This is a genomic window from Cohnella sp. AR92 (assembly GCF_003990975.1).
Classification (GTDB): domain Bacteria; phylum Bacillota; class Bacilli; order Paenibacillales; family Paenibacillaceae; genus Cohnella.
Map to the genome: position 1 here is coordinate 261,174 of NZ_RZJR01000003.1, position 22,823 is coordinate 283,996.

The 22,823-nt window shown below is 59.5% G+C and carries 23 protein-coding genes; 15 read left to right on the forward strand and 8 right to left on the reverse strand.

From position 1 onward, the window contains the following. Window positions 1–87: 87 nt before the first annotated feature. Window positions 88–1,134, forward strand: coding sequence for a FecCD family ABC transporter permease (locus ELR57_RS06015; RefSeq protein ID WP_126958116.1), 1,047 nt, complete (start codon window positions 88–90; stop codon window positions 1,132–1,134). Beyond that, complete coding sequence (locus tag ELR57_RS06020; RefSeq protein ID WP_126958117.1) at window positions 1,134–2,165, forward strand: FecCD family ABC transporter permease; 1,032 nt, start codon at window positions 1,134–1,136, stop codon at window positions 2,163–2,165. Before ELR57_RS06015 ends, ELR57_RS06020 begins: the two co-directional genes overlap by 1 nt. 83 nt (window positions 2,166–2,248) lie before the next feature. Here ELR57_RS06020 and yicI read toward each other — a convergent pair whose 3' ends face one another. After that, window positions 2,249–4,570: an alpha-xylosidase gene (gene yicI / locus ELR57_RS06025; RefSeq protein ID WP_126958118.1), complete on the reverse strand. Its 2,322-nt coding sequence runs from the start codon at window positions 4,568–4,570 to the stop codon at window positions 2,249–2,251. Between the two features lie 132 nt (window positions 4,571–4,702). On the opposite strand from yicI, the gene ELR57_RS06030 reads away from it, so the two are divergent. After that, on the forward strand, window positions 4,703–5,596 hold the full coding sequence (locus tag ELR57_RS06030) for a helix-turn-helix transcriptional regulator (RefSeq protein ID WP_158629944.1): 894 nt from the start codon (window positions 4,703–4,705) through the stop codon (window positions 5,594–5,596). 62 nt (window positions 5,597–5,658) lie between these two features. On the opposite strand, the gene ELR57_RS06035 is transcribed toward ELR57_RS06030, so the two are convergent. Continuing rightward, window positions 5,659–5,976, reverse strand: coding sequence for a DUF2627 domain-containing protein (locus ELR57_RS06035; protein WP_126958120.1), 318 nt, complete (start codon window positions 5,974–5,976; stop codon window positions 5,659–5,661). A 213-nt stretch (window positions 5,977–6,189) separates the two neighbouring features. On the opposite strand from ELR57_RS06035, the gene lpdA reads away from it, so the two are divergent. From lpdA to lipB, 5 genes are all read left to right on the forward strand, one after another. Further along, the gene (gene lpdA, locus ELR57_RS06040; protein ID WP_126958121.1) at window positions 6,190–7,626 is read left to right on the forward strand and encodes a dihydrolipoyl dehydrogenase; all 1,437 of its coding nucleotides are present in this window, start codon (window positions 6,190–6,192) and stop codon (window positions 7,624–7,626) included. Window positions 7,627–7,786: 160 nt separating this feature from the next. After that, on the forward strand, window positions 7,787–8,821 hold the full coding sequence (locus ELR57_RS06045; protein ID WP_305038231.1) for a thiamine pyrophosphate-dependent dehydrogenase E1 component subunit alpha: 1,035 nt from the start codon (window positions 7,787–7,789) through the stop codon (window positions 8,819–8,821). 1 nt (window position 8,822) lies between these two features. After that, on the forward strand, window positions 8,823–9,809 hold the full coding sequence (locus ELR57_RS06050) for an alpha-ketoacid dehydrogenase subunit beta (protein WP_126958122.1): 987 nt from the start codon (window positions 8,823–8,825) through the stop codon (window positions 9,807–9,809). A gap of 96 nt (window positions 9,810–9,905) precedes the next feature. Then, on the forward strand, window positions 9,906–11,291 hold the full coding sequence (locus ELR57_RS06055; protein WP_126958123.1) for a dihydrolipoamide acetyltransferase family protein: 1,386 nt from the start codon (window positions 9,906–9,908) through the stop codon (window positions 11,289–11,291). A 518-nt stretch (window positions 11,292–11,809) separates the two neighbouring features. Further along, window positions 11,810–12,523, forward strand: a complete 714-nt coding sequence (gene lipB, locus ELR57_RS06060; protein ID WP_126958124.1) for a lipoyl(octanoyl) transferase LipB — start codon at window positions 11,810–11,812, stop codon at window positions 12,521–12,523. Here the strand turns inward: lipB and prli42 are convergent. Further along, the gene (prli42, locus tag ELR57_RS28580; protein ID WP_158629945.1) at window positions 12,480–12,575 is read right to left on the reverse strand and encodes a stressosome-associated protein Prli42; all 96 of its coding nucleotides are present in this window, start codon (window positions 12,573–12,575) and stop codon (window positions 12,480–12,482) included. The two genes, lipB and prli42, sit on opposite strands and share 44 nt — an antisense overlap. Before the next feature lie 78 nt (window positions 12,576–12,653). On the opposite strand from prli42, the gene ELR57_RS06065 reads away from it, so the two are divergent. Further along, window positions 12,654–13,784, forward strand: coding sequence for a M20/M25/M40 family metallo-hydrolase (locus tag ELR57_RS06065; RefSeq protein WP_126958125.1), 1,131 nt, complete (start codon window positions 12,654–12,656; stop codon window positions 13,782–13,784). 207 nt (window positions 13,785–13,991) lie between these two features. Here the strand turns inward: ELR57_RS06065 and ELR57_RS06070 are convergent, their stop codons facing one another. The 3 genes from ELR57_RS06070 to ELR57_RS06080 are packed head-to-tail and all read right to left on the reverse strand — an operon-like array spanning window position 13,992 to window position 17,201. Then, window positions 13,992–15,056, reverse strand: coding sequence for an ABC transporter permease (locus ELR57_RS06070; protein WP_126958126.1), 1,065 nt, complete (start codon window positions 15,054–15,056; stop codon window positions 13,992–13,994). Further along, window positions 15,040–16,044, reverse strand: coding sequence for an ABC transporter ATP-binding protein (locus tag ELR57_RS06075; protein WP_126958127.1), 1,005 nt, complete (start codon window positions 16,042–16,044; stop codon window positions 15,040–15,042). Before ELR57_RS06075 ends, ELR57_RS06070 begins: the two co-directional genes overlap by 17 nt. A 2-nt stretch (window positions 16,045–16,046) precedes the next feature. Then, complete coding sequence (locus ELR57_RS06080; RefSeq protein WP_126958128.1) at window positions 16,047–17,201, reverse strand: COG1470 family protein; 1,155 nt, start codon at window positions 17,199–17,201, stop codon at window positions 16,047–16,049. A gap of 237 nt (window positions 17,202–17,438) precedes the next feature. On the opposite strand from ELR57_RS06080, the gene ELR57_RS06085 reads away from it, so the two are divergent. Then, a complete protein-coding gene (locus tag ELR57_RS06085) occupies window positions 17,439–18,035 on the forward strand; it encodes an RNA polymerase sigma factor (protein ID WP_126958129.1) in 597 nt (198 codons plus the stop codon). Beyond that, a complete protein-coding gene (locus ELR57_RS06090) occupies window positions 18,022–18,804 on the forward strand; it encodes an anti-sigma factor (protein WP_126958130.1) in 783 nt (260 codons plus the stop codon). Before ELR57_RS06085 ends, ELR57_RS06090 begins: the two co-directional genes overlap by 14 nt. A gap of 16 nt (window positions 18,805–18,820) precedes the next feature. Here the strand turns inward: ELR57_RS06090 and mciZ are convergent, their stop codons facing one another. Further along, window positions 18,821–18,976, reverse strand: coding sequence for a Z-ring formation inhibitor MciZ (gene mciZ, locus ELR57_RS06095; RefSeq protein WP_126958131.1), 156 nt, complete (start codon window positions 18,974–18,976; stop codon window positions 18,821–18,823). A 128-nt stretch (window positions 18,977–19,104) separates the two neighbouring features. On the opposite strand from mciZ, the gene ELR57_RS06100 reads away from it, so the two are divergent. From ELR57_RS06100 to fur, 4 genes are all read left to right on the forward strand, one after another. Further along, on the forward strand, window positions 19,105–19,662 hold the full coding sequence (locus ELR57_RS06100; protein ID WP_370452224.1) for an NUDIX domain-containing protein: 558 nt from the start codon (window positions 19,105–19,107) through the stop codon (window positions 19,660–19,662). Then, window positions 19,663–20,859 carry an endonuclease Q family protein gene (locus ELR57_RS06105; protein WP_126958133.1) on the forward strand — a complete coding sequence of 399 codons (1,197 nt, stop codon included), beginning with the start codon at window positions 19,663–19,665 and terminating at the stop codon, window positions 20,857–20,859. Window positions 20,860–20,940: 81 nt separating this feature from the next. Further along, window positions 20,941–21,603 carry a stage II sporulation protein M gene (spoIIM, locus tag ELR57_RS06110; protein ID WP_126958134.1) on the forward strand — a complete coding sequence of 221 codons (663 nt, stop codon included), beginning with the start codon at window positions 20,941–20,943 and terminating at the stop codon, window positions 21,601–21,603. A 102-nt stretch (window positions 21,604–21,705) separates the two neighbouring features. Then, complete coding sequence (gene fur, locus ELR57_RS06115; protein ID WP_126958135.1) at window positions 21,706–22,197, forward strand: ferric iron uptake transcriptional regulator; 492 nt, start codon at window positions 21,706–21,708, stop codon at window positions 22,195–22,197. 90 nt (window positions 22,198–22,287) lie between these two features. On the opposite strand, the gene ELR57_RS06120 is transcribed toward fur, so the two are convergent. Further along, window positions 22,288–22,764, reverse strand: a complete 477-nt coding sequence (locus ELR57_RS06120; RefSeq protein ID WP_126958136.1) for a glutathione peroxidase — start codon at window positions 22,762–22,764, stop codon at window positions 22,288–22,290. Window positions 22,765–22,823 lie beyond the last annotated feature (59 nt).

Below are 22,823 nucleotides of genomic sequence, written 5' to 3' on the forward strand. Positions count from 1 at the left end.
CGCAAGGATACGGTATCCTACTTTAGTGTGTTGTGATAATCATTCTCAATTAATGAGAATCATAGAGAGAAGAAGGTAACGTCAGACATGGGTGAATCTATAAACGCACGCGCGCAAGGGGCGCCTCGGCTGCGAACCCGGCCGAAGGCTGCCGGATTCCTAATAGCAGGCGGCTTGATTGCGCTTGCGTTATCCTTTATCGTTGCGATCTCATTGGGCGCTCAAACGATCAAGTTCCAAACGGTATGGGAAGGGTTGTTCCGATTCGACGCGGACAATGCCTCGCACCTGATCATTCGCGAGATTCGGCTTCCCCGGGTCATTCTCGGCGGATTGGCAGGAGCCGCGTTCGCGGCTTCCGGCGCCATCATGCAGGGGATTACCCGCAATCCGCTGGCCGATCCGGGTCTCCTCGGAATCAATGCGGGGGCCGGGTTCGCGTTGACGGCCGTTTATGCTTTTCAATCCGGAATGCCGTTCTACCGAATCGTTCCGTTCTCCTTGCTCGGAGCGGCCGTCGGGGCCGTTCTCGTATTCGGAATCGGCGCTTCTTCGCGCGGCGGACTATCGCCCGTTCGCTTGGTGCTTGCCGGAGCGGCGGTAACCGCGTTCCTAAGCTCGCTCAGCGAATGGATATCCTTGCGCTACAAGGTCGGGCAAAATATCGCCTCCTGGTACAATGGCGGGGTTGCCGGCGCTACTTGGGAACAATTGCAGTACATATGGCCTTTCGTCGCGGTCGGCTTAGTAGGAGCGATTCTCATCTCGACCCCGATCACCATGCTTAGCCTTGGCGATGAAGTGGCGGCCGGACTCGGCATTCGGACGGGGCTGTTCAAGATCATCGGCATGGCTCTGGTCCTTCTGCTGGCCGGCACTTCGGTTGCGGCCGCAGGATCGATCACCTTCATCGGGCTGGTCGTCCCCCATATCGCCCGGTCTCTCGTCGGCGTTCATTATCGCTGGATCATTCCTTGTTCGGCCATCATCGGAAGTCTCCTGCTTGTCGTATCGGATACGATCGCCAGAATCATCAATCGTCCCTACGAGACCTCGGTAGCGGTCGTTATCGCGATCATCGGCGTCCCGTTCTTCATTTACCTGATCAGACGTTCGAAGAAGGAGGTCGCCTGATGCCGGCTTCAACCTCGCATTCGAACAGGAGACGCGATATCAAAGCGTGGTCCATAATCGCGACGCTTGCCGCTCTTGTCGTCGTTGTCTTTCTTATCAGCATGAATACCGGCGTCGTCCATCTCTCTCCGAAGGATGTCGTCAAGAGTCTATTCGGCTACGGAACCGCCCGGCAGAATTTAATCCTGTTCGACTTCCGGCTTCCCCGCATCGTTATCTCGGTTCTGGTCGGAGCGGGACTAGCGTTGTCCGGCTGCCTTCTTCAAGGGATTACCCGGAATCCGCTCTCCGATCCGGGCATTCTCGGCATCAACTCCGGAGCGGGCTTGATGGTCGTGCTGTTCGTGGCCTTCTTCCCGAACCAGTCGGCCGCTCCGGCCTTTCTTCTGCCGGCGATGGCGTTCGCGGGGGCAATCGCGACGGCCGCGCTGCTGCTTGTTCTCTCATATAAGAAAGGAGAGGGTCTATCGCCCTCGCGCTTGGTGCTCGTAGGCATCGCCGTCAGTTCCGGCATCTCGGCGTGCATGCTCGCCATTACGGTTCGCATTAGTCCCGAACAGTATCAGTTCGTCCAAACGTGGCTGGTCGGCTCGATTACCGGCTCCACCTGGAAGGATGTCCAATCGGTTCTGCCTTGGCTCGTCGTGCTTATTCCCTATGTGCTATTCAAATCCAATACCCTGAACGTGCTTAACCTTGGCGATCAGCTCGCTACGGGACTGGGGGCGCGGACGAATCGGGAACGCCTTCTCACGGTCGGCGCAGCCGTCGCGCTCGCCGGCGTATGCGTCGCGATTGGCGGAGGGATCAGCTTCGTCGGCCTGATCGGGCCTCATGTCGCTCGTCAGCTGGTAGGGTCGAAGCACCAGGTGCTGATCCCGGCTTCGGCTTTGACCGGGGCGCTGCTCTTGATCACGGCCGACACCATCGGCCGCGCTGCGCTCCAGCCGACCGCGATTCCGGCCGGCATTGTCGTGGCAATCATCGGGGCGCCTTACTTCTTGTATTTGATGGCGAGAATGAAAAGATAAAATTCGCGATAAGCGAACAAAAAAATGACTTCCTCGATCCCGGGTTTACCGGCGACCGGAGGAAGTCATTTTCTATAAGATCGTTACAGTCGGATGCTAAGCTTGGTCGCGCCCTTCTCCGGAACGATGACGACTCCTTGTTCGGAAGGCTCGAACGTACCGCCGTCCACGGCGGAGACCGTCGATGCGCCGCGCAGGACAACGCTCCAGCCGGTAGAGCCGCTTGCTTCGAAGGAGATCGTGCCGCCGCTGCGGGAAGCGTTCGCCGTCAGCGAGGTCTCGCCATGGATATCCGGAACCGAGACGGAAGCCGCCTCGCCGTCCGCCAGCTCGAACACGTGGAACGAGACGCCTTTCGCATAATCGTAGTCCGGACGATCGTTCGCGGAGCCGACAGGAATGATCGAATTCTCCTTGACGAACAGAGGAAGCCCGAAGTAGTCGTAGTTCTCGTCGCGCCATACTCCGCCTTGAACCTTCTCCCCGGTAAGGAAGTGCGTCCATTGTCCTTGAGGAAGATAATAGGCGGATTGCCCTTGATCGTTGAAGATCGGAGCGACGAGCAGGCTGTCTCCGAGCATATACTGGCGGTCAAGATAATCGGCCGTGCGATCGTTCGGGTACTCAAGCACCATGGCGCGCATCATCGGCAAGCCGAGGCGGGACGATTGAACCGCTTGGCCGTACAGATACGGCATGAGGCTCAGCTTGAGCTTCGTGAAGCGGCGCAGAACGTCGACCGCTTCTTCGTCGAACAGCCAAGGCACGCGGTAAGAGGTGCTGCCATGCAAGCGGCTATGGCTGGACAGAAGGCCGAACGCTACCCAACGCTTGTAGAGGTCCGGAGTCGCGCTCTGCTCGAAGCCGCCGATGTCGTGGCTCCAGAAGCCGAAGCCGGACAGGCCGAGGGACAAGCCGCCGCGAAGGCTCTCGGCCATCGATTCGTATGTCGCTTCGCAGTCGCCGCCCCAGTGAACCGGGAACTGCTGGCCGCCTGCCGTAGCGGAACGCGCGAACAGCGCCGCTTCGCCAGCGCCAAGCTTCTCTTCGAGCACTTCGAAGACAACCTTGTTATAGAGCTGGGTGTAGTAATTGTGCATCTGCTGCGGATCGGAACCGTCGTAATATACGACGTCGGTCGGAATTCTCTCGCCGAAGTCCGTCTTGAACGAATCCACGCCCATGTCGACCAGAGCGCGCAGCTTATCGCCGAACCACTTGCATGCGTCCGGGTTCGTGAAGTCGACGATACCCATGCCGTACTGCCATAGATCCCACTGCCAGACGCTGCCGTCCGGACGCTTGAGCAGGTAGCCGCGCTCCATGCCTTCGTCGAACAGCGGAGAACGCTGAGCGATGTACGGATTGATCCAGACGCAGATTTTCAGACCCTTGGCCTTGAGTCGCTCCAGCATGCCTTTCGGATCCGGGAAGACGCGTTCGTCCCATTCGAAGTCGCACCATTGGTATTCCTTCATCCAGAAGCAGTCGAAGTGGAAGACGGCGAGCGGCAGGTCGCGATCGGCCATGCCGTCGATGAAGCTGTTGACCGTCTCTTCGTCGTAATTCGTCGTGAACGACGTCGTCAGCCAGAGGCCGAACGTCCATGCCGGAGGAAGGGCAGGCTTGCCCGTAAGGCTCGTATAGCCGCCGAGGACGTCCTTCAGGGTGTCGCCGCCGATCAGGTAATACTCCAGCTGCTCTCCGGCGACGCTGAATTGGGTCTTCGACACTTTCTCGGACGCAACCTCGAAGGAGACGAGCTCCGGATGGTTGACGAAGACGCCGTAGCCGCGGTTCGTGACGTAGAACGGGATGTTCTTGTACGCTTGCTCGGAAGCCGTTCCGCCGTCCTCGTTCCAGATATCGACGACCTGTCCGTTCTTGACGAAGGCGGAGAATCGCTCGCCAAGGCCGTAAACCGTCTCGCCGACCGCGAGGTTCAGCTGTTCGCGGAAGTGATGCTTGCCGTCCTGGGCTTTGACGAACGCCGTCTGGCGGGTACCGCTGCCGGTCAGCACGCGTCCTTTGTGCGTGTAGGTGATCGTCACCGGATTCGCCTTGGTGATCTTGACGGTCGTGTCGCCGCTGGTCAGGCTGACGAACTCGTCATTGTTGTCGATGGAGACGGGAGCAAGGCCTTCCGTGTACAGCTCGAAGGAGTCCGGGCTTTGACGCTTGCGGCCCTTGTGGTGATAGAATTTGGCCTTGATGATGTCGGCCTTCGGGGAAGAGAATTCCATGGTCATCAGCGGTTCGTTAAGCGTGTTGCCGCGATGCTCCAGGTGACGGTGAGTGGCGAATACCGTAATTGCGTTATCGTTGACGCGCACGTCGTGAATCTCGTACGGGCTTAATACTTCATACCCTTCGCGGGTCATCCAATAGCCGTTGCTGAATTTCATCCGGGCTGATCGTCCTTTCCCATGTAAGCGTTGTATAACGTTCTTGTTAACATTATAATGATATCCGTATTGATTTTCTTGCAATAAATCGTGATAATTTAACACTATTCTGCGATTTGGAGGGTGATGACGTTGGATCTGAGGCATCTGCGCGAGAATCGAAGCCACGGAACTCCCGGATTCCCGGTCGGCATCTACCATATGCAGCAGGAAGCGGGCCAGCCTATCCTGGAGAGCCATTGGCACGACGAGGTCGAATTCCTGTTCGTCGAAGCCGGACAGGCCGTCTTCCGAGTCGGATACGACGAATTCGAGCTGCACGCGGGCGATACGGTGTTCATCGGCGGCGGAGAGCTGCACGGAGCTTTCCCTTTGAACGGCTCCGGCTGCTCTTACAGCGCGGTCGTGTTCGATTTGAATTGGTTGATCGATCCGAAGGATGGCATCTCGGCGAACTTCCTGCAGCCATTGAATCGAGGGCGCCTTGCTTTGATTTCCCCCGCGACCTCGTCGGCCGAATGGGGAGGGCGTATCCTCCGGCTGCTCCGCGCGATCGCGGAGATGGAGACGTCCTCCGACCCCGCCAAAGAAATCAAAGTCAAAGGGATGCTTTATTTGATCCTAGCCGAATACTGGTCGGCGGGCGAATGGACGGCCGGGAGTCGAGCGGACGGCCAGGATGCGAGAACGATCGAGAGGCTGAAGGGAGCGATGGCCCATATCGAGCGGAATTTCAACCGCCGGCTTCCGGTCGGGGAGCTGGCGAAGATCGCCGGGATGAGCGATGGGCATTTCAGCCGGGTATTCAAGGAATTCATGCGCAAAACCCCGGTGGAGTACATGAACCATTATCGGCTGAGGCAAGCTGCGCTTCTGTTGGGCGATTCCGCCCTGAGCGTCGGCGAGGTCGCCCTCGAGGCGGGCTTCGACAACTTCAGTTATTTTAGCAAAATGTTCAAGTCCTTATACCGATGCAGTCCGTCGGACTATCGCAGAAGCCGCGGCGGCAGCGGGTCGCAACATTAAAAAGCCCCTCCCCGGCGTCAATGCCGGGAAGAGGCTTTCCGAACGTGCGAACCTGATTGCCGTCAGTCGGCAGCTCCGCCGTCGCTTTCTCTCGAAGCGGGCGGACGCGGGCGCTTGGGTCTGAACCGGGAAGCGACATAATTGTGCTTGCGGTCGCGGAAGAAGATCCATCCTCCGATAAAACCAACGCCAACAAGAAACAGAATGAATCCGAAAATAAATCTCAGCCATGCGAAATCGGGCGTTTGCAGTTCGACGTTGCCGATCTGCGCGAAATAGTCGAATAGGGCGTCTTTCATGAGAAGGAAGCCATATGCTGCCGCAAGCCCAGGAATGACTAGCATAAGAATGGCGATCAGGCGGGATATGACGAGCTTCACGTAACGGCCCTCCTTCCATACCTTTTATCATAACGATTTTCTTAAATTTTGTCCATATTGCGAACGAATTCCTAGTCAGACGGAAATAGCTAACGCAAGGCCGGTCTTCCAAACAATTGTGCAGTTAGCCTTTGTTACCAGGCCGAAAAGAAGGTAGAATAGGAGAGTGCGAGGCTTGAGGCCTCACGGATAAGACGATCGGGGGATTCGAACATGCCAATTGAGGTTGATGTTGCCGTGCTTGGCGGCGGACCTGGAGGATATACCGCAGCGATCCGCGCCGCTCAGGCAGGACGCAGCGTCGTCATTATAGAGAAGGACAAGCTGGGAGGAACCTGCCTTCATCGCGGCTGTATTCCGTCGAAGGCGCTGTTGCGCAGCGCGGAGGTTTACGCAACGGTGAAGAACGCTTCCGCGTACGGCGTAACGGTTCCGTCGGACGGGGTGTCCGTCGAATGGGATGGCGTCATGAAGCGCAAGGGAGCGATCGTCGAGCAGCTGCACAAGGGCTTGCAGGCCCTGATGAAGCAGCATCGGATCGAGGTCGTCAGCGGAAAAGGACGGATCATCGGGCCGTCGATCTTCTCCCCGAGAAGCGGAGCGATCGCGGTGGAGTTGGCAGACGGAGAGTCGGAGACGATCGTGCCGCGCAATGTCATTCTGGCAACGGGTTCTCGTCCACGCAAGCTCGCGGATTTGCCGTATGATGGAGTACATGTCGTTACCAGCGACGAAGCGCTCGATTGGCCGACGCTGCCCGGCTCCGTCCTGATCGTCGGCGGCGGCGTCATCGGGGCGGAATGGGCGTCCCTGCTGAGCGACTTCGGATCGAAAGTCGTTATCGTCGAGACCGCAGACCGGATCGTTCCCCTGGAAGACAAGGATATCTCGGCCGAGCTGGCCAGGTCGTTGAAGAAGCGGGGAGTCGAGATTCACACCGGAGCGAAGCTGATCGGCTCTTCCTGCAAGGTGGAAGACGGAACGGTTCAGGCGGTTATCGAGAAGGACGGCAAAGAAGTTCCGTTAAGCGCCGAGAGAATGCTCGTCTCCGTCGGACGCCAAGGCAACGTGGAGAATCTGGGCTTCGAGAATACGGACGTGAAGGCGGAGAACGGGTACGTGAAGGTTAACCCGCTGACCCTCCAGACCGGAGAGCCGCACATCTACGCCATCGGCGATTGCATCGGCGGCGTCCAGCTTGCCCATGCGGCCATGCACGAGGCGGCGGTCGCCGTCGATCACCTGCTCGGACGCGCGCAAGCGACGTCGAGAGCGGCGGATCGCGACATTCCGCGCTGCATCTATTCGCGGCCGGAAGCGGCGGCGATCGGGTGGTCGGAGGCTGAGGCGGCCAAACAGGGATTCGAGACGAAGACGGCGAAGATCCCCCTCCGAATTCTCGGCAAGGCTCTGGTATACGGGGAGTCCGAAGGCTTCGCCAAGGTCGTGGCCGACAAGAAGACGGGAGATCTTCTCGGCGTGCATCTGGTCGGGGCGCACGCAACCGATCTGATCGCGGAAGCATCCCTCGCCAAGCTGCTCGACGCGGTGCCGTGGGAGATCGCCCAGACGATTCATCCCCATCCGACGTTATCGGAAGCGCTGCAGGAGGTTATGGCCGCGCTTGACGGCGGAGCGTCGCACGGCTGATTTTCTCCTCTCATAGAAGCCTTAGTTACGTCCAAACCGAGCAGATCAGGATCGCCTTGGTTTGGACGTTTCTTTTTGCCGGCAACCGATGTATAATAAGCATTAAGTTCAAGTATTAAGACCAGGTTATAATACTACCCCAAAGCAGGAGGTACGCGCCTTGACTCAAACAGGTTCCGTCAAGAACGTATCCCGACATGCCGCTCTGGGCTTGTCGGATGAGAGAGCCGTCCAAATGTATGAGAAAATGCTGCTGGCCCGCAAGTTCGATGAACGGGCGCAGCTGTTGCAGAGAGCGGGCAAGGTTAATTTCCATATCTCCGGAATTACGCAAGAGCCTTCCCAGGTCGCGATGACGTTCGCCATGGACCTAGAGAAAGACTGGTTCCTTCCTTATTACCGCGACTACGGCTTGGTTCTGTCTCTGGGAATGACCGTTAAGGAGCTCATGCTCTCCCTGTTCGCCAAGGAAGAAGACCCGAATAGCGCCGGACGCCAGATGCCGGGACACTTCGGCAGCAAGCGGCTGCGCATCGTGACCGGTTCGAGCCCGGTCACGACTCAGGTTCCCCATGCCGTCGGCTTCGCGCTGGCCGCCAAGATGCGCGGGGAATCGTCCGTCTCGCTCGTCTCGTTCGGCGAAGGCTCGAGCAATCAAGGCGACTTCCATGAAGGCTGCAACTTCGCGGGAGTCATGAAGCTGCCCGTTATATTCGTCTGCCAGAACAACGGTTATGCGATCTCCGTGCCGTTCCGGAAGCAGTCGGCCGGACGGATCGCGGACCGCGCGATCGGCTACGGGTTCCCCGGAATTCGCGTCGACGGCAACGATCCGCTCGAAGTTTACCGCGTGTTCCGGGAAGCCCATGAGCGCGCGCTGGCCGGCGAAGGACCGACGCTGATCGAGATCATGACTTATCGCGTCACCCCTCATTCCACGTCCGACAACGATCTGGCTTACCGGACCAAGGACGAGGTCGATGAGCACAAAGCGCTCGACTCGCTTCCGGTGTTCCGCCAGTACTTGACCGATCTGGGCTTGTGGTCGGATGAGCAGGAGAACGAGCTGCTGGCGAGGATGCGCCGAGAGATCGACGAAGCGACCCAGTACGGCGAGAACGCGCCGTTCCAAGCGATAGAAGACGCCTTCCGCCACGTGTATGCGGAGAACGCGGACGAAGGGAAGGGACAATGACATGCCGGTAATGGAATATATCGAAGCGATTCGCACGGCGATGAAGGACGAGATGGAGCGGGACAGCCGCGTATTCGTGCTCGGCGAGGACGTCGGCCTCAAAGGCGGCGTATTCGGCACGACCAAAGGCTTGCAACAGCAGTTCGGCGAGATGCGTTCGCTGGATACGCCGCTCGCGGAGTCCGCGATCGCGGGCGTCGCGATCGGGGCGGCGATGGCGGGCATGCGCCCGATCGCGGAGATGCAGTATTCGGACTTCATGTTCCCGGCCACGAACCAGATCATCAGCGAAGCGGCGAAGATCCGCTACCGTTCGAACAACGATTGGGACTGCCCGCTCGTCATTCGCGCGCCGATCGGCGGCGGCGTGTTCGGCGGCTTGTATCACTCCCAATGCCCGGAATCGGTGTTCTTCGGAACTCCGGGATTGAAGATCGTCGCTCCGTCCACGGCCTATGACGCCAAGGGACTTCTGCTGGCGGCGATCCGCGATCCGGATCCCGTGCTGTTCTTCGAGAACAAGAAGTGCTATCGCCTGATCAGCGATGAAGTTCCGGAAGGCGACTATACGGTGCCGATCGGCAAGTCCAAGGTGATGCGCGAAGGGGACGACATCACCGTGATCGGCTACAGCATGCCGCTTCACTTCGCGATGCAAGCCGCCGAAGAGCTCTCCCGCGAGGAAGGCGTCGAAGCTCACATTCTCGACTTGAGAACGATTCAGCCGCTGGACCGGGAAGGCATTCTCGAAGCGGTGTCGCGCACCGGCAAGGTTCTGATCGTGCATGAGGACAACAAGACGGGCGGAGTGGGAGCGGAAGTGGCGGCGATCATCTCCGAGGAGCTGCTGTACGACCTGGATGCCCCGATCCGCCGCTTGTGCGGACCGGACGTTCCGGCGATGCCGATCAATCCCCCGGGCGAGAAGCACTTCCTGCTGAACAAAGACAAATTAAAAGCCGCTATGCTGGATCTCGCCCGATTCTAACCCTTCAGGGGAACGAGCCAGCCGAATAGAGCAGAACCGAGAGCGAGCAGGAGGATCGGACAAGCGGTCCGTCCTTCCGGAAGGAGATTGTGTTCGATGCCCAAGCAAGTTGTTGAGATTGTCATGCCGCAGTTGGCGGAGTCTCTTGTCTCCGCCACGATAGACCGGTGGCTGAAGCAAGTCGGCGAAGAAGTGGATATGTACGAGCCTTTATGCGATCTTATAACGGATAAAGTCAACGCCGAGCTGCCTTCGACGGCAAGAGGCGTCCTGACGAAGATTCTGGTCGGCCCCGGCGAGACCGTCGATGTCGGAACTCCGGTGTGCCTGATCGAGACGGAGGCGGCTGGAGACGCTGCCCCTCAAGTCCGCTCTTCGGCGGCTACCGAGTCCGCTTCGGGAGCTTATGAGAGCGGAGGCGCCGGCGCTCAGAAGCCAGCATCCGCGCCGCTGCTTCCGGCTGCCTTCGATCCGAACGCGCCGATGCGCCATCGTTTCTCCCCGGCCGTTCAGAAGCTGGCGGCCGAGCACAGCATCGACCTCAGCCGGGTCGCGGGCACCGGGCTCGGCGGCCGCATCACCCGCAAGGACGTGCTCGACGCGGCGCAGAACGGAACGGCGGGCTTCGCCGCGGCCGTCTCGGCTCCCGTTCCCGAAGCTTCGCGGAAGGAGCCGGCGAAGGCTCCGATGGACCCGAGAGTGCCGGTCCGCTCGACGGGACTGCACCTGACCGAAGAGCCGCGGATTCCGACGATCGAGGTGGAAGGCCACGAGCTTCCGGGACGCGGGGAATACTTCATCGACGTGACGCCGGTCCGCAACAGCATCGCGACCAAGATGCGGCAGAGCGTCAGCGAGATTCCGCACGGCTGGATGATGATCGAGGTGGACGTGACCAACCTCGTTCTGCTGCGCAACACGCTTAAGGACGAGTTCCAGAAGCGCGAAGGAATCAACCTGACTTATATGCCGTTCCTCTGCAAGGCGACCGTCAACGCGATCAAGGATTACCCGATCATGAATTCGGTCTGGGCGACGGACAAGATCATCGTGAAGCGCGATATCAACCTGTCGCTGGCCGTCGGCACGGAGGATTCCGTCATCACCCCGGTTATCCGCAACGCGGACCAGAAGAACATCGCGGGACTGGCGCACGAGATCCACGATCTGGCGAGAAGAACGCGCGAAGGCAAGATCAAGCTGAACGACCTGCAAGGCGGTACGTTCACGGTGAACAATACCGGCGCGTTCGGCTCCATCCTGTCCCAACCGATCATCAATTACCCGCAAGCGGCGATCATGACGTTCGAATCGATCGTCAAGAAGCCGGTCGTCATCAACGACATGATCGGCGTTCGCTCCATGGTCAACATCTGTCTGTCGCTCGACCACCGCATTCTCGACGGCGTCATCTGCGGACGCTTCCTGCAGCGCGTGAAGGAGAATCTGGAGAGCTACAACATGGACACGAAGCTGTATTAAGGCGCGTTAAGCGAGACCGTCCCGCGGCAAGAGCCGGCGGGGACGGTCTTTGTCGTCTGCGAATTGGAATTCGGAAGGCTCGGGTATTCAGCAGCATGTGAAAGCTTACGGCTTGCGGTAGTCTTCATTGGTTATTGCAAGCATTGCAAAATATCGTAACGGCATTCTAAGACCCTTACAGGCATATTTTCATGCCTTTAGGATTTTAACGGAAATAGCGAACCCTTAAGTTAATCATAACCACTCATCAAGAGGCAAATCACCATTATAGCGTCGCAAATTTCCGTTAGAGCTTAAAACTGCATTTTTATAAGCTTTAAGGGGCTGTCATTTCCGTAAGCCATCAGTCTTAAGCGGGACAGCCGATAGCTGATCAATGTTCGCTCTGCGAATCGGCTGCAAATCGGACATCTCCGGCGCATGTTGCGTTGAGACGGCGAACAGGATGCGCTAGAATAGAATTGTCGCAGCTGGCGTCTGGAACAAGGCGGAGCTGGGGCGACAGAGGAGGCAGGCATATGCGCGGACCATTGGCGACGGACTATTTATCCCGAATCGATTATAGCGAGGCTTGGGATCTTCAGAAGAGCATAGTGAAGGAGATCGACCAGGGGCATCGAGGCGATACGCTGATCATGCTGGAGCATCCGCCGACGTATACGATCGGCACGGATAAGCACCCGGAGCATCTGCTGTATGGCGAAGACGAGCTGAAGCGAAGAGGAATCCAGGTGTTCCAGATCGATCGCGGAGGCGATATCACCTATCACGGCCCGGGTCAGCTGGTCGGCTATCCGATGATTTACCTGGATGCGGAAGGGTTGGACCTTCACGCTTATCTTCGTACCTTGGAGGAAGCGATCATCGGGCTTCTGGCCGAATACGGAATCGAAGGCGGGCGCAAGCCCGAATATACGGGGGTTTGGGTCGGGGATGAGAAGATCGCCGCCATCGGAGTCAAATTCAATCGGGCGAGAACCCGCCGGGGATTCGTCACGAGCCATGGGTTCGCCTTCAACGTGAAGAAGGAAGTCGAGAAGGAAGGCTTCCAGGGCATCATTCCATGCGGAATCTCCGAATACGGCGTCACTTCGCTGGAATCGCTGACGGGACAGACGCTGGAAGTGGAACGGATCGGGCAGCGATTGCTGCCGCATTTCGTCCGCGTATTCGGCTACGATTCGGCCGTTACAGCAGAGATCCGATCACGCCCAGCAACGCAGAAGCAATGATGGCGAACAGCATCAAGTAGACGACGACTTTAAACCAACGCTTGTTATTCATGAATTCGATCCTTTCTCTTAATGGTTGAGAGAGTATTGCTACCCTATTGTAACGTATCCGAACGGAGGAGGAAAAGCCATGGTTCAAAGAGAGAGATTGATCGCCGAGTTCATGGAGCTCGTCCAAGTCGACAGCGAGACGAGATTCGAGCAGGAGATCAGCAAGGTGTTGTTTAAAAAGTTCTCGGAGCTGGGATTGGAGGTAACCGAGGACGACGCGGCGCAGCGGACGGGGCATGGAGCGGGGAACCTGTTCGCCTGGCTGCCGGCGACGCCGGGACGCGAGAACGCGCCGACGCTGCTGTTTACGTCGCACATGGATACGGTAGTTCCGGGCAAAGGCATCAAGCCTAGGCTGGACGAGGACGGCTACATAAGAAGCGACGGCACGACGATTCTCGGCAGCGACGACAAGGCCGGCATTGCGGCGATGCTGGAGGCGCTTCGGCTGATCGACGAACAAGGGATCGAGCACGGACCGGTTCAATTCGTCATAACCGTAGGGGAAGAATCCGGCTTGATCGGCGCATTGGCGATCGACGCCTCGAAGCTGCGCGGCCAGTACGGCTTCGCGCTCGATTCCAGCGGCGTCATCGGCGACATCGCGATCGCGGCGCCGACGCAGGCGAAGATCAAGATGACCGTTCGCGGCCGTTCCGCCCATGCGGGCGTCAATCCGGAGGACGGCATCAGCGCGATCGAGGTCGCTTCCCGCGCCGTCGCCCGCATGCCGCTCGGGCGCATCGACAAGGAGACGACGGCGAACATCGGCCGCATCGAAGGCGGCGGCCCGACCAACGTCGTCTGCGATCTCGTGACGCTCGACGCGGAAGCGAGAAGCATCTCGCAGGAGAAGCTGGACCGCCAGCTCGCGGCCATGAAGGAAGCGCTGGAGTCGGCCGCAAGCGAGCTCGGCGCCGAAGCGGAGTTCCACAGCCGCATCGCTTATCCATCCTTCGGCTTCCAGGAGGACGATGAAGTCGTCCAGATCGCCAAAGCCGCGATCGCAAGCGTCGGCCTGACGCCGCGTCCGTTCGTCACCGGCGGCGGCAGCGACGCGAACGTCTTCAACGGCAAAGGAGTGCCGACCGTGAACCTGGCCGTCGGCTACAAGGACATTCACACGACGAAGGAACGCATCAAGGCGGACGATCTCGTCAAGGTGGCGGAGCTCGTGCTGGCGATCGTTCGCGAATCGCTGAACAAATAAACAAGAACGGCCGAATAGCAAGTTCATTGCTTCGGCCGCAGCTATTTTGAGAAACGGCGGCATAGGGTTATCCCTGTGCCGCCGTTTTGCGTCTTTTGAATGATTGGCTTTTTTTTGAAGCGGCGATTCAGATAAGAGGGCATGTGTCTCCTGGAGGACCGAAGCGTTTGCTTTTGCCGACGTGAAATTCAATTCGCTGACACCGTCTTACGACCTCGACCGAATCTCCTGCCGCATGAACGCGACGTACATCGCGGCGAACGAGAGGGCGGTCTCCGCGACGATCGCGACGACCTGCGGCCACACGAGCAGCAGGCTCTGCCCGAACGAGAGCGGAGCGTTGATCGCGAGATACGCCTGGTCCTGCGTGACGAACGGGTTCAGCGTCCGCACGTCCGGCAGAAGCAGCGTGGAGGCGGCTTCCTGGAACAGATAAGCGGGAGAGAGCCGCTGCAGCAGCATCATCCAGTTCTGCTGGCTGATGATCGACGAAGCGGCGGCGGTATCGCCGGGCGCGGTCGCGTTCGAGATCAGGTTCACGATCATCCCGTAGAAGACCAGGAAGAAAATCCACAAGGCGATCCCGCTCAGCGCGGAGGTCGCCGCTTGGCGGAACCGAACCGAGAACAGGAGGGACAGGTTCAGCCACAGGCCGACATAGATCGTCGTGATGACGAGAGCGACGATGACGCGCCAGAATTCCTCCGGCGTAGGCGGATAACCGATCGTGAGCAGCCCCGTTCCCATGACGAGGAAGCCAAGGGAGAACACGACGACCGCGATGAGCAGAAGTCCCGCCACGAACTTCGCGTTAAGGAAGTCGTCCCGGTACACCGGCTGCGACAGAATGCGGCTGAGCGTTCCTTTGTTGCGCTCCGAGTTGATCGAGTCGAAGCCGATCGCGATCCCGATGAGCGGCGCGAGGAACGACAGGAACGTCAGGAAGTTCGGGAGCGAGCCGTCCGATACCGTGAACATCTTCAGGAACAGGAAGGACGAATCCATCTCGGTTCCGCTGCCGGTCGCCGCCTCCTGCGCGTCTTTGAGCGCGGTGACCGCCGCGTAGATCGAGCCGATGCAGGCCAGCGTTACGATCGCGAGCAGAATGATGAACCGCCAGCTGCGGATATGGTCGCCGAACTCCTTCTGGACCATCACCCAGAACGGCGAAGCTTGCCGTCCGCGTTCCCGGGCGGCGGCCCCGTTCTCCTTCGCCGCCGGCGCGTCTCCGGAACGCCCGGGAAGGCGAAGCCGTTCAATGAATCCGCTCATGGGAATCGCCTCCTTCGAAGTAGCGATGATAGATGTCGTCGAGACCGTACTTGGTCGGCCTTAAGCCGAGAAGGGAAGCGCCGGAGGCGACGACGGCCGAGGCGAGCAGAGGAGTGACCTCGACGCTGCTCGCCACCCGGATCGTGACGAACTCGGAGCCTTCCTTGTCCCCGGACCGATTGGCCAAGGCGTCCGATTCGCTTCTCGTCACCGAACGCACTCCTTGGATCGAGAGCAGCGACGTTTCCAAGGCGGAGCTCCAGTCCGCCACGTCCAGCTCGACGAGGTGAGTCGGCCCCCTGTCGAGCTCCCGGGACAGCGTGTCGAGATCGCCGGAGGCGATCAGCCGCCCGTTGACGAACAGGCCGACCCGGTCGCAGATCTGCTGGACCTGATGCAGGTGGTGAGACGACAGCAGGACGGTCAGCCCTTCGGTCCGGCTCAGCTCCCGGATGAGCATGAGCAGCTCGCGCACGCCTTCGGGGTCGATGCCGAGGGTAGGCTCGTCGAGGATGATGACCTCCGGCTGCTTGATCAGCACGTCGGCGAGGCCGAGCCGCTGTCTCATCCCGCGCGAATAGGTTCCCGCCTTCTTGCTCGCCGCGTCCGCGAGGCCGACCTTCTCCAGCAGCAGCTGCGCTCGCTCGCGGGCCTCCTGCGGCGAAACGCCGTTCAATCTCGCGGTGAAGATCAAATTGTCAAGACCGGAACGGTCGTCGTAGAAGCCGATATCGTCCGGCATATAGCCGACCCTGCGCTTGACCTGCATCGGCTGACGGGTGGCGTCTAGGCCGCAGACGACGGCTCTGCCCGATGTCGGCTCGGTCAAGCCGAGCATCATGAGGATCGTCGTGGTTTTGCCGGCTCCGTTCGGTCCGAGCAAGCCGAAGATCTCCCCCTGCCGGATCGTCAGGTTCAGCCGGTCGACGGCGATGAATTCGCCGTATTTCTTGGTGAGCTGCTTCAGTTCGATGACTCCCGCTTCCATGCTCAACGCCTCCCGTACTTACGGAAGAGGCCGTAGATGCCCGCGAGCACGATCGCGATGATGACGACGCCGATCCAGCCCCAGAGCACCGAGCTCTTGACCGTTACGCGGATGGCGGCATCGCTGGATTTCTCGGAGGATTGCGCCGTCATTCCCACGACATAATCGCCGGAGAGCGCCTTGCCGCTCGACTTGATCGTCGCCGTTACCGGAACGGATTCTCCGGGTTTAATCGAAGCGATCGTCTTCGGCTCGAAGGTAACCTCCCAGTCGGTCGGAGCCGTGCTGGTTAGGCTGACGTTCGTCAGCTCCGCGCTCCCCGTGTTCTGGACGACCATCTCCAGGTTCCGCTTGCCGCCGGCCGTCACGTTCGCGCTGAGGCGTTGGTCCTTCGTCGTCAGAGTCAATCCGTAGGTACCGGTGATGACGGCTTGCATGGTCGCTTTCGCGTTCGTGCTGCTGTTGGAAGCTTGGATCGGAATCTCGTACGTCTGAGCCGTCGCCTTATCGGCTGGAGTAAGCGTCAGCGTAATCGCCTGAGAGCCGTTGGGATCGACGTCGACGGCGGTGACGTTGTTGCCGCTGACGGAGAAGTGGGCGTCCCAGCCCTCCGGCGTATCTGCGGTAAGCGCGTATTGCTGCTTGCTTGCGGTTCGGTTGCTGAGCGTCAGGTTGTACGTGAAGGTGGAGTCGGAATGCCCTTGCATGTTCGGCTGCTCGGCGGTCAGCTCCGTCTTGTACGTGCCCTGCTCGGAGACGTTGATCTTGAGGTTCAGCGTTCCGAACGTGCCGGCGTTCAACCGGAACGTATAGTCGCCTTTGTTGACCTCGAACGGCACCTGAATGTTCAGGCTGACGCTCTGCGAGTCGTTCGGCTTGACGGCGATCTGGCTGATCGGGTGGCCTCCGGCGGTCAGCTCGGTCTTCCAGGCCTGGCCGATCGAATCGTAGCTGAGGTCGGCCGTCTGGATCGAGTCGCTGTCATTGATCAGATTAATGTCATAAGACAGCGTCTCGCCGGGAGCCGCAGACAGGCTCGTGTAAGGCGTGTACAGCTTGACGCCGCCGGCGGCGAACGCCGAAGCGGAGATCGCCAGCGCGCCGACGCAGAGCGCAAGCGCGAGTGCCGAGATTTTGTTGCGAATCGATTTGAACATGACGTAGAACCCCTCCCGAGGCGATGAATTGGTAATCATCAGGGCTACGTCCGGGGAAGACGATCGGATTTATAGGACGGCCGAATCCGCGGATAAAAATTCGCTTAAAGCAAGCTTAAAAGGAGATAAAAATGAGCGCGGGGACATTCTCAGACGGGGCCGATTCTGCTATGAATGGGTTAAATAGAGACGAAGAAGCGGGCCTATTCATGAGGAGAAAGCACGGGGGGAATGAGCATGCGCACGATGGCAATCGGCCGGAACGAGAACATGGCGGAGCTGCTGCGGGACGTTGCCGACGGATCGGGGCCGGCGTTCGACCGGTTCTACGAGCGGGCCATGCCGCTGATGATGCCGATCGCGATTCATTTATTGGGGGATCGAATGGAAGCGGAGGATGCTTGCCACGACGTGCTATTGTCCGTCATCGCGCATCCCGATCGCTACGACGAGGCGAGGGGATCCGTGGAAGCGTGGCTGGCCGTCCAGACGAAGAGCCGCTGCCTGGACGGTCTTCGCAAGCGCAAGAAGCTGGTGCTGCGGGACGCGGAACCGGAAGAGCGGCCGGGCACGTTGGCGCAGCCGGAGGAGACGGTGATGGCCAAGCTACAGGGAGAGGCGGTCAGGAGAGCTCTCGAAGAGCTTCCGGGACTTCAGAGGGAGGCATTGGCCGCATCCTTCTACTCGTCTCGCAGCCAGCGCGAGATCGCGGAGGAATGGCAGCTGCCGCTCGGCACCATCAAGTCTAGAATGCGATACGGGCTGAGCCATCTGAGGAGAACGCTGGAGAAAATGGGCTGGGCGAACGGGGAGGAGGCGGATGAGCGTGCTTGACCGCGAGTGCTATATAACGGAAGAACGCTGGATCGACTTCCACCTCGGGAAGCTTCATCCGGAGGAAGCGGCCGCCATGCTGAGGCATCGGCAGGCTTGCGCTTCTTGCGCGGCGGCCAGCGAGGAGTGGGAAGCGATGCTCTCGCCCTTGGCGTCGGCAGAGACGGAGATGGAGACGTCGTTCCGCGCGCCGGCAATGCTAAGAGCGCGCGTCCGCCTGAGAGGAGCGGCCAATCGCGCGAAGCGGGCGCTGTCCTCGGCCTCTCGGCGCCGCGGAGCCGCGGCGGTCTCGCTCTCCGCGTTCGCGATCTTGATGGCCGTGCTTGCCTACGGACGAATGGGCGGTCCCGGGAAGACGGTAGATCCCCAGGATTATGCGGAGCATCATGTTCCGGTCGCCTCCCAGGTGCTGAGCCGTCCGGATACGGTCGTCTATAAGCTTGACGCGGACTCCGTCCTCCCGAGCGAAGCGCTGCCGCCGCCGACCCGAGAGACCGTCTGGATCAACAAGAGGACGCACGAGCTGTTCCTCCTGCTGGAGGGCATGCTTCCTTCGAACGAGATGGACGTTCAAGCGTGGGCTTATGCCGGCGGCGCGGCAAGGAACCTGGGGCTGCTCGAATTCAACGACGACCTGGCGCATCTTTACTCCAGCAACGTCTCGCCGGAGGATTGGGAGTCTCTCGCGCTCACGATCGAACCGAAAGGCGGCAGCCTGTCTCCGACGGCTCCGCAGACGGCTTCCGTGAGGCTGGATGGCGGAGAATGAGGATGCCTGGAACCGTTTATACGGAAGCTCTTCCGCGAGCCGGCGGAGTCAAAACGGCTTCAAGGCGGGTGCTCCCGCCTTTTTCTTGTTTCAAGCGGCGCAGAGCGGCGCGAATCTCCCAGGCTTTACCGACCCATTGGATCTTTCTGTCATCGGAATAACGCTTCAGCATGAAGGCCTTCCCCCTTCTCGATCGCTTGTCCGTCTTCCGTTAGCTTGCATTCTCCCGGACAAGCCTATATCTTGAACCTATGAGCCCGCGGGCGAATTGATGACTGGAGGATGCAGAATATGAGCCACATGGATGCGCGGAACCACCCCTTCTACGAGAAAACCTTGGAGACCAAGCCGATCTTCGAAGGAAGGATGATCAAGGTTCAGGTCGATACCGTGCAGCTTCCGAACGGCGAGACGGCAACCCGGGAGCTCGTTCTTCACCCGGGAGCCGTAGCGGTACTCGCTCTTCTGGAAGGCAAGATGCTCGTCGTCGAGCAGTTCCGCAAGCCGCTTGAGCGCGTGCAGGTCGAGATTCCGGCAGGCAAGCTGGAGCCGGGAGAGGATCCGCTGGAAGCGGCGCTCCGGGAGCTGGAGGAGGAGACGGGCTACCGGGCGAAGACGATCAAGCATCTGCAGTCGTTCTCGACCTCTCCGGGCTTCGCGGAGGAAATCATTCATTTGTATTACACGGACGAGTTGGAGAAAGGCGAAGTCCATCTGGACGACGAGGAATTCCTGACCTGCGAGGCGATCACGCTTGAGCAAGCGGACGCCTACATCCGGGAGGGGCGGATCTTCGACGCCAAGACGCTGCTCGCCGTGGCCTATTGGCGCCTGCAGAAGCTGGAAGGGAATCGATAAATGAACGGCAAGGCAAGGGAAGAAACTCTCTTCGCGGACCTGCACGTCCATATCGGCCGAACGAGACGGGGGGAGCCCGTCAAGATCAGCGCAAGCAACGCCCTGACGTTCCGCTCGATCGCGGAGGAGGCGTCCGAGCGCAAAGGAGTCCATCTCGTCGGGGTGATCGACTGCCATTCGCCGTCCGTGCAGCGGGATATTCTGGATTGCCTGGAGTCCGGAGAGATGGAGGAGGTGCAAGGCGGAGGGATTCGGTATCGTCGAACCGTCATCCTGCCCGGCTGCGAAGTGGAAGTCCGGGAGCCGGGAGGAGGACCGTTTCATCTGCTGGTTTATTTTCCGACGCTAGAATCGATGATGGGCTGGACGAGCTGGATGGAACCCCGGATGAAGAACGTTCGCCTCAGCTCGCAGCGCATCCGTTCGACCGCGCGGGAGCTTCAAGCCGAAGCGATCGCCAGAGGCGGCATCGTGATTCCCGCCCATGTCTTCACTCCGCATCGGGGACTGCTCGGCTGCTCGGCCGATCGAATCTCCGACCGCCTCGATCCGGAAGGCGTCGCGGCGATCGAGCTGGGCTTAAGCGCGGATACCCGCATGGCATCCCGGCTGACGGAGCTGGACCGATTCCCTTACGTCACCAATTCGGACGCCCATTCGACCGGGATGATCGGCAGGGAATGCAATGAGCTGTCGGTGAAGGAGCCCACCTTCGAGGAATGGGTCATGGCGCTGCGCGGCGAGGGAGGACGGAGCATCGTCTCCAACCTGGGGCTTCATCCGAGGCTCGGCAAGTATCATACGACGTTCTGCGCCTCATGCAAGAAGGCGTTAAGCGACAAGCAAGGCGTCGCGGAAGCCTGTCCGAGCTGCGGCAGCCGCAAGCTGGTACGGGGAGTGGCCGGACGGATCGAAGAGCTCGCCGATCGCGAGGAAGGCACGGGGATGGAGAAGCGCCCCCCCTATATACGGCAGGTTCCTCTCTCCTTCTTCCCCGGAATTGGACCTCGCATGAGGCAGCGGCTTCTGGACGAGGTCGGAACGGAGATGGACATTCTGCATCGTTGTCCGCCGGAGCGGATCGCCGAGGTGGCGGGGGATAAACTGGCCCGGCTCATCGTGGAAGCCAGAGAGGACAGGCTGGAATTGACGGCCGGAAGCGGAGGAACCTACGGCCGCATCGAACGGCGCCCATAAGGGGACGAAGCATATTCAACGCCTGTCCGTCATACACATAGGCACCGAAGGATGCTGAAGTGGACGAGGAGGGCGATGCCCGTGAACTTGCGGCTGTGGAACCTGTCTGCCCGAGACAATCAGAACATGTATATATTCATAGGAGTGCTGCTGCTGTCCGGGGCCGTCTTCGGAGCCGTGCTCGTCAACGCGCTGACGCTGGACCAGCAGCAGGATTTGGCGGACAGGCTGAAGGTCTATTGGCAGACGTTCTCCGATCCGTCCGCTCTCGATGCGGGGGCAGCGTTCTGGGACCGTTTTTTCCTCTATGCCAAGTGGCTGCTGCTGATCTGGATGCTCGGGCTCTCCGTCATCGGCTTGCCCTTCGTCATGGTTCTCGATTTTCTCAAAGGAGTGCTGCTCGGCTTCTCGGTCGGCCTGATCGTCCGGGAGCTGAGCTGGCACGGCGCGCTGCTGTCGCTTGCCGCGGTCGCCCCGCAGAACCTCATCGTCATTCCCGCCCTGATCATCGCCAGCGTCTCCGCTTCCAGATTCGCGTATTATGTCGTGAGAGAGAGGCTGTTCCGGCGCAAGGGTAACATGCTGCCTCCGCTGCTCGCCCATACCGCGGTTGCCGGAGCGATGCTGCTTATGCTGGCCGCCGCCTCTCTCTACGAAGCGTACGTTTCGCCCCTCGTCATCGAGAGAATCGCCCCGGATCCCGGACTGGCCTTCTCCATTCAAGGGTCGGAAAATAGCGAATAAATACAAGATTCCTCGATTCGTTCGCCGCTAGGGTTTGACTTCCTAAAGTACCTCCCCCTATAATGGAAGCAAAATGCGTTGAACGGTCTAAGGGGGAGAACAATGGAAGCCCGAATCGAGAAAGTGAAGCAGCAATTGCAATCCCAGGGCTACAAGTTAACCCCGCAGAGGGAAGCGACGGTACGCGTTCTCCTGGAGAACGAAGCCGACCATCTCAGCGCGGAAGACGTCTTCATGCTGGTCAAGGACATCGCGCCGGAGATCGGACTCGCTACCGTCTATCGTACCCTCGAGCTGCTTAGCGAGATGCATATCGTAGAGAAGATGAACTTCGGCGACGGGGTCGCCAGATACGATCTTCGAACCGAGAGCAACAAGCATCATCACCATCATCTCATCTGCGTGCAATGCGGGACGATGTCGGAGATTATGGAAGATTGGCTGACTCCTCTAGAAGAGAAACTGGAAGCCGAATACGGCTTCACGGTGCTGGACCACCGGCTCGACTTCACGGGGATCTGCGCGAATTGCCGCTCCAAGGCGGAAGAGGCGGACAAGGGAACCGAAGGCAGCGCGTCGCCAGCGAGAGCATAAAGAAATCTTTCCAATCAGGATGCCAGAGCAGCCTTCAACGGGTTGATGGCATCCTTTTTACCATGTAGGATGAAGACGAGGAAACCGCCTTTATAGCAATTTCTGAATATAGCTCTCGATTTTCTCGGGGGGCACGGTCGGGGCGAAGCGCTTGACGATCCGGCCCTCGCGGTCGATCAGGAATTTGGTGAAATTCCACTTGATGGCCTTCGAGCCGAACAAACCGGGAGATTCCTTCGTCAAGTATCGATAGAGAGGATGAGCGCTCTTGCCCTTGACGTCGATCTTGGCGTAGAGCGGGAAGGTCACGCCGAAGTTAAGCTGGCAGGTACTGGAGATCTCCGAATCGGTGCCCGGCTCCTGATTCAGGAATTGGTTGCACGGGAATCCGACGACGGCAAGGCCGCGCTCCGCATACTTCTCATGGAGCTGCTGCAGGCCGCCAAACTGCGGGGCGAGGCCGCATTTGGTCGCGGTGTTCACGATGAGCAGCACCTGCCCCTTATACTTGGACAAGTTCTCCTCTTTGCCATGATTCGTATGGACTGGGTAATCATAAACGTTCATCCGGTTTTCCCTCCTCTATAATCTATGGTACAATTCAATTTTATACAATATAAATCGCC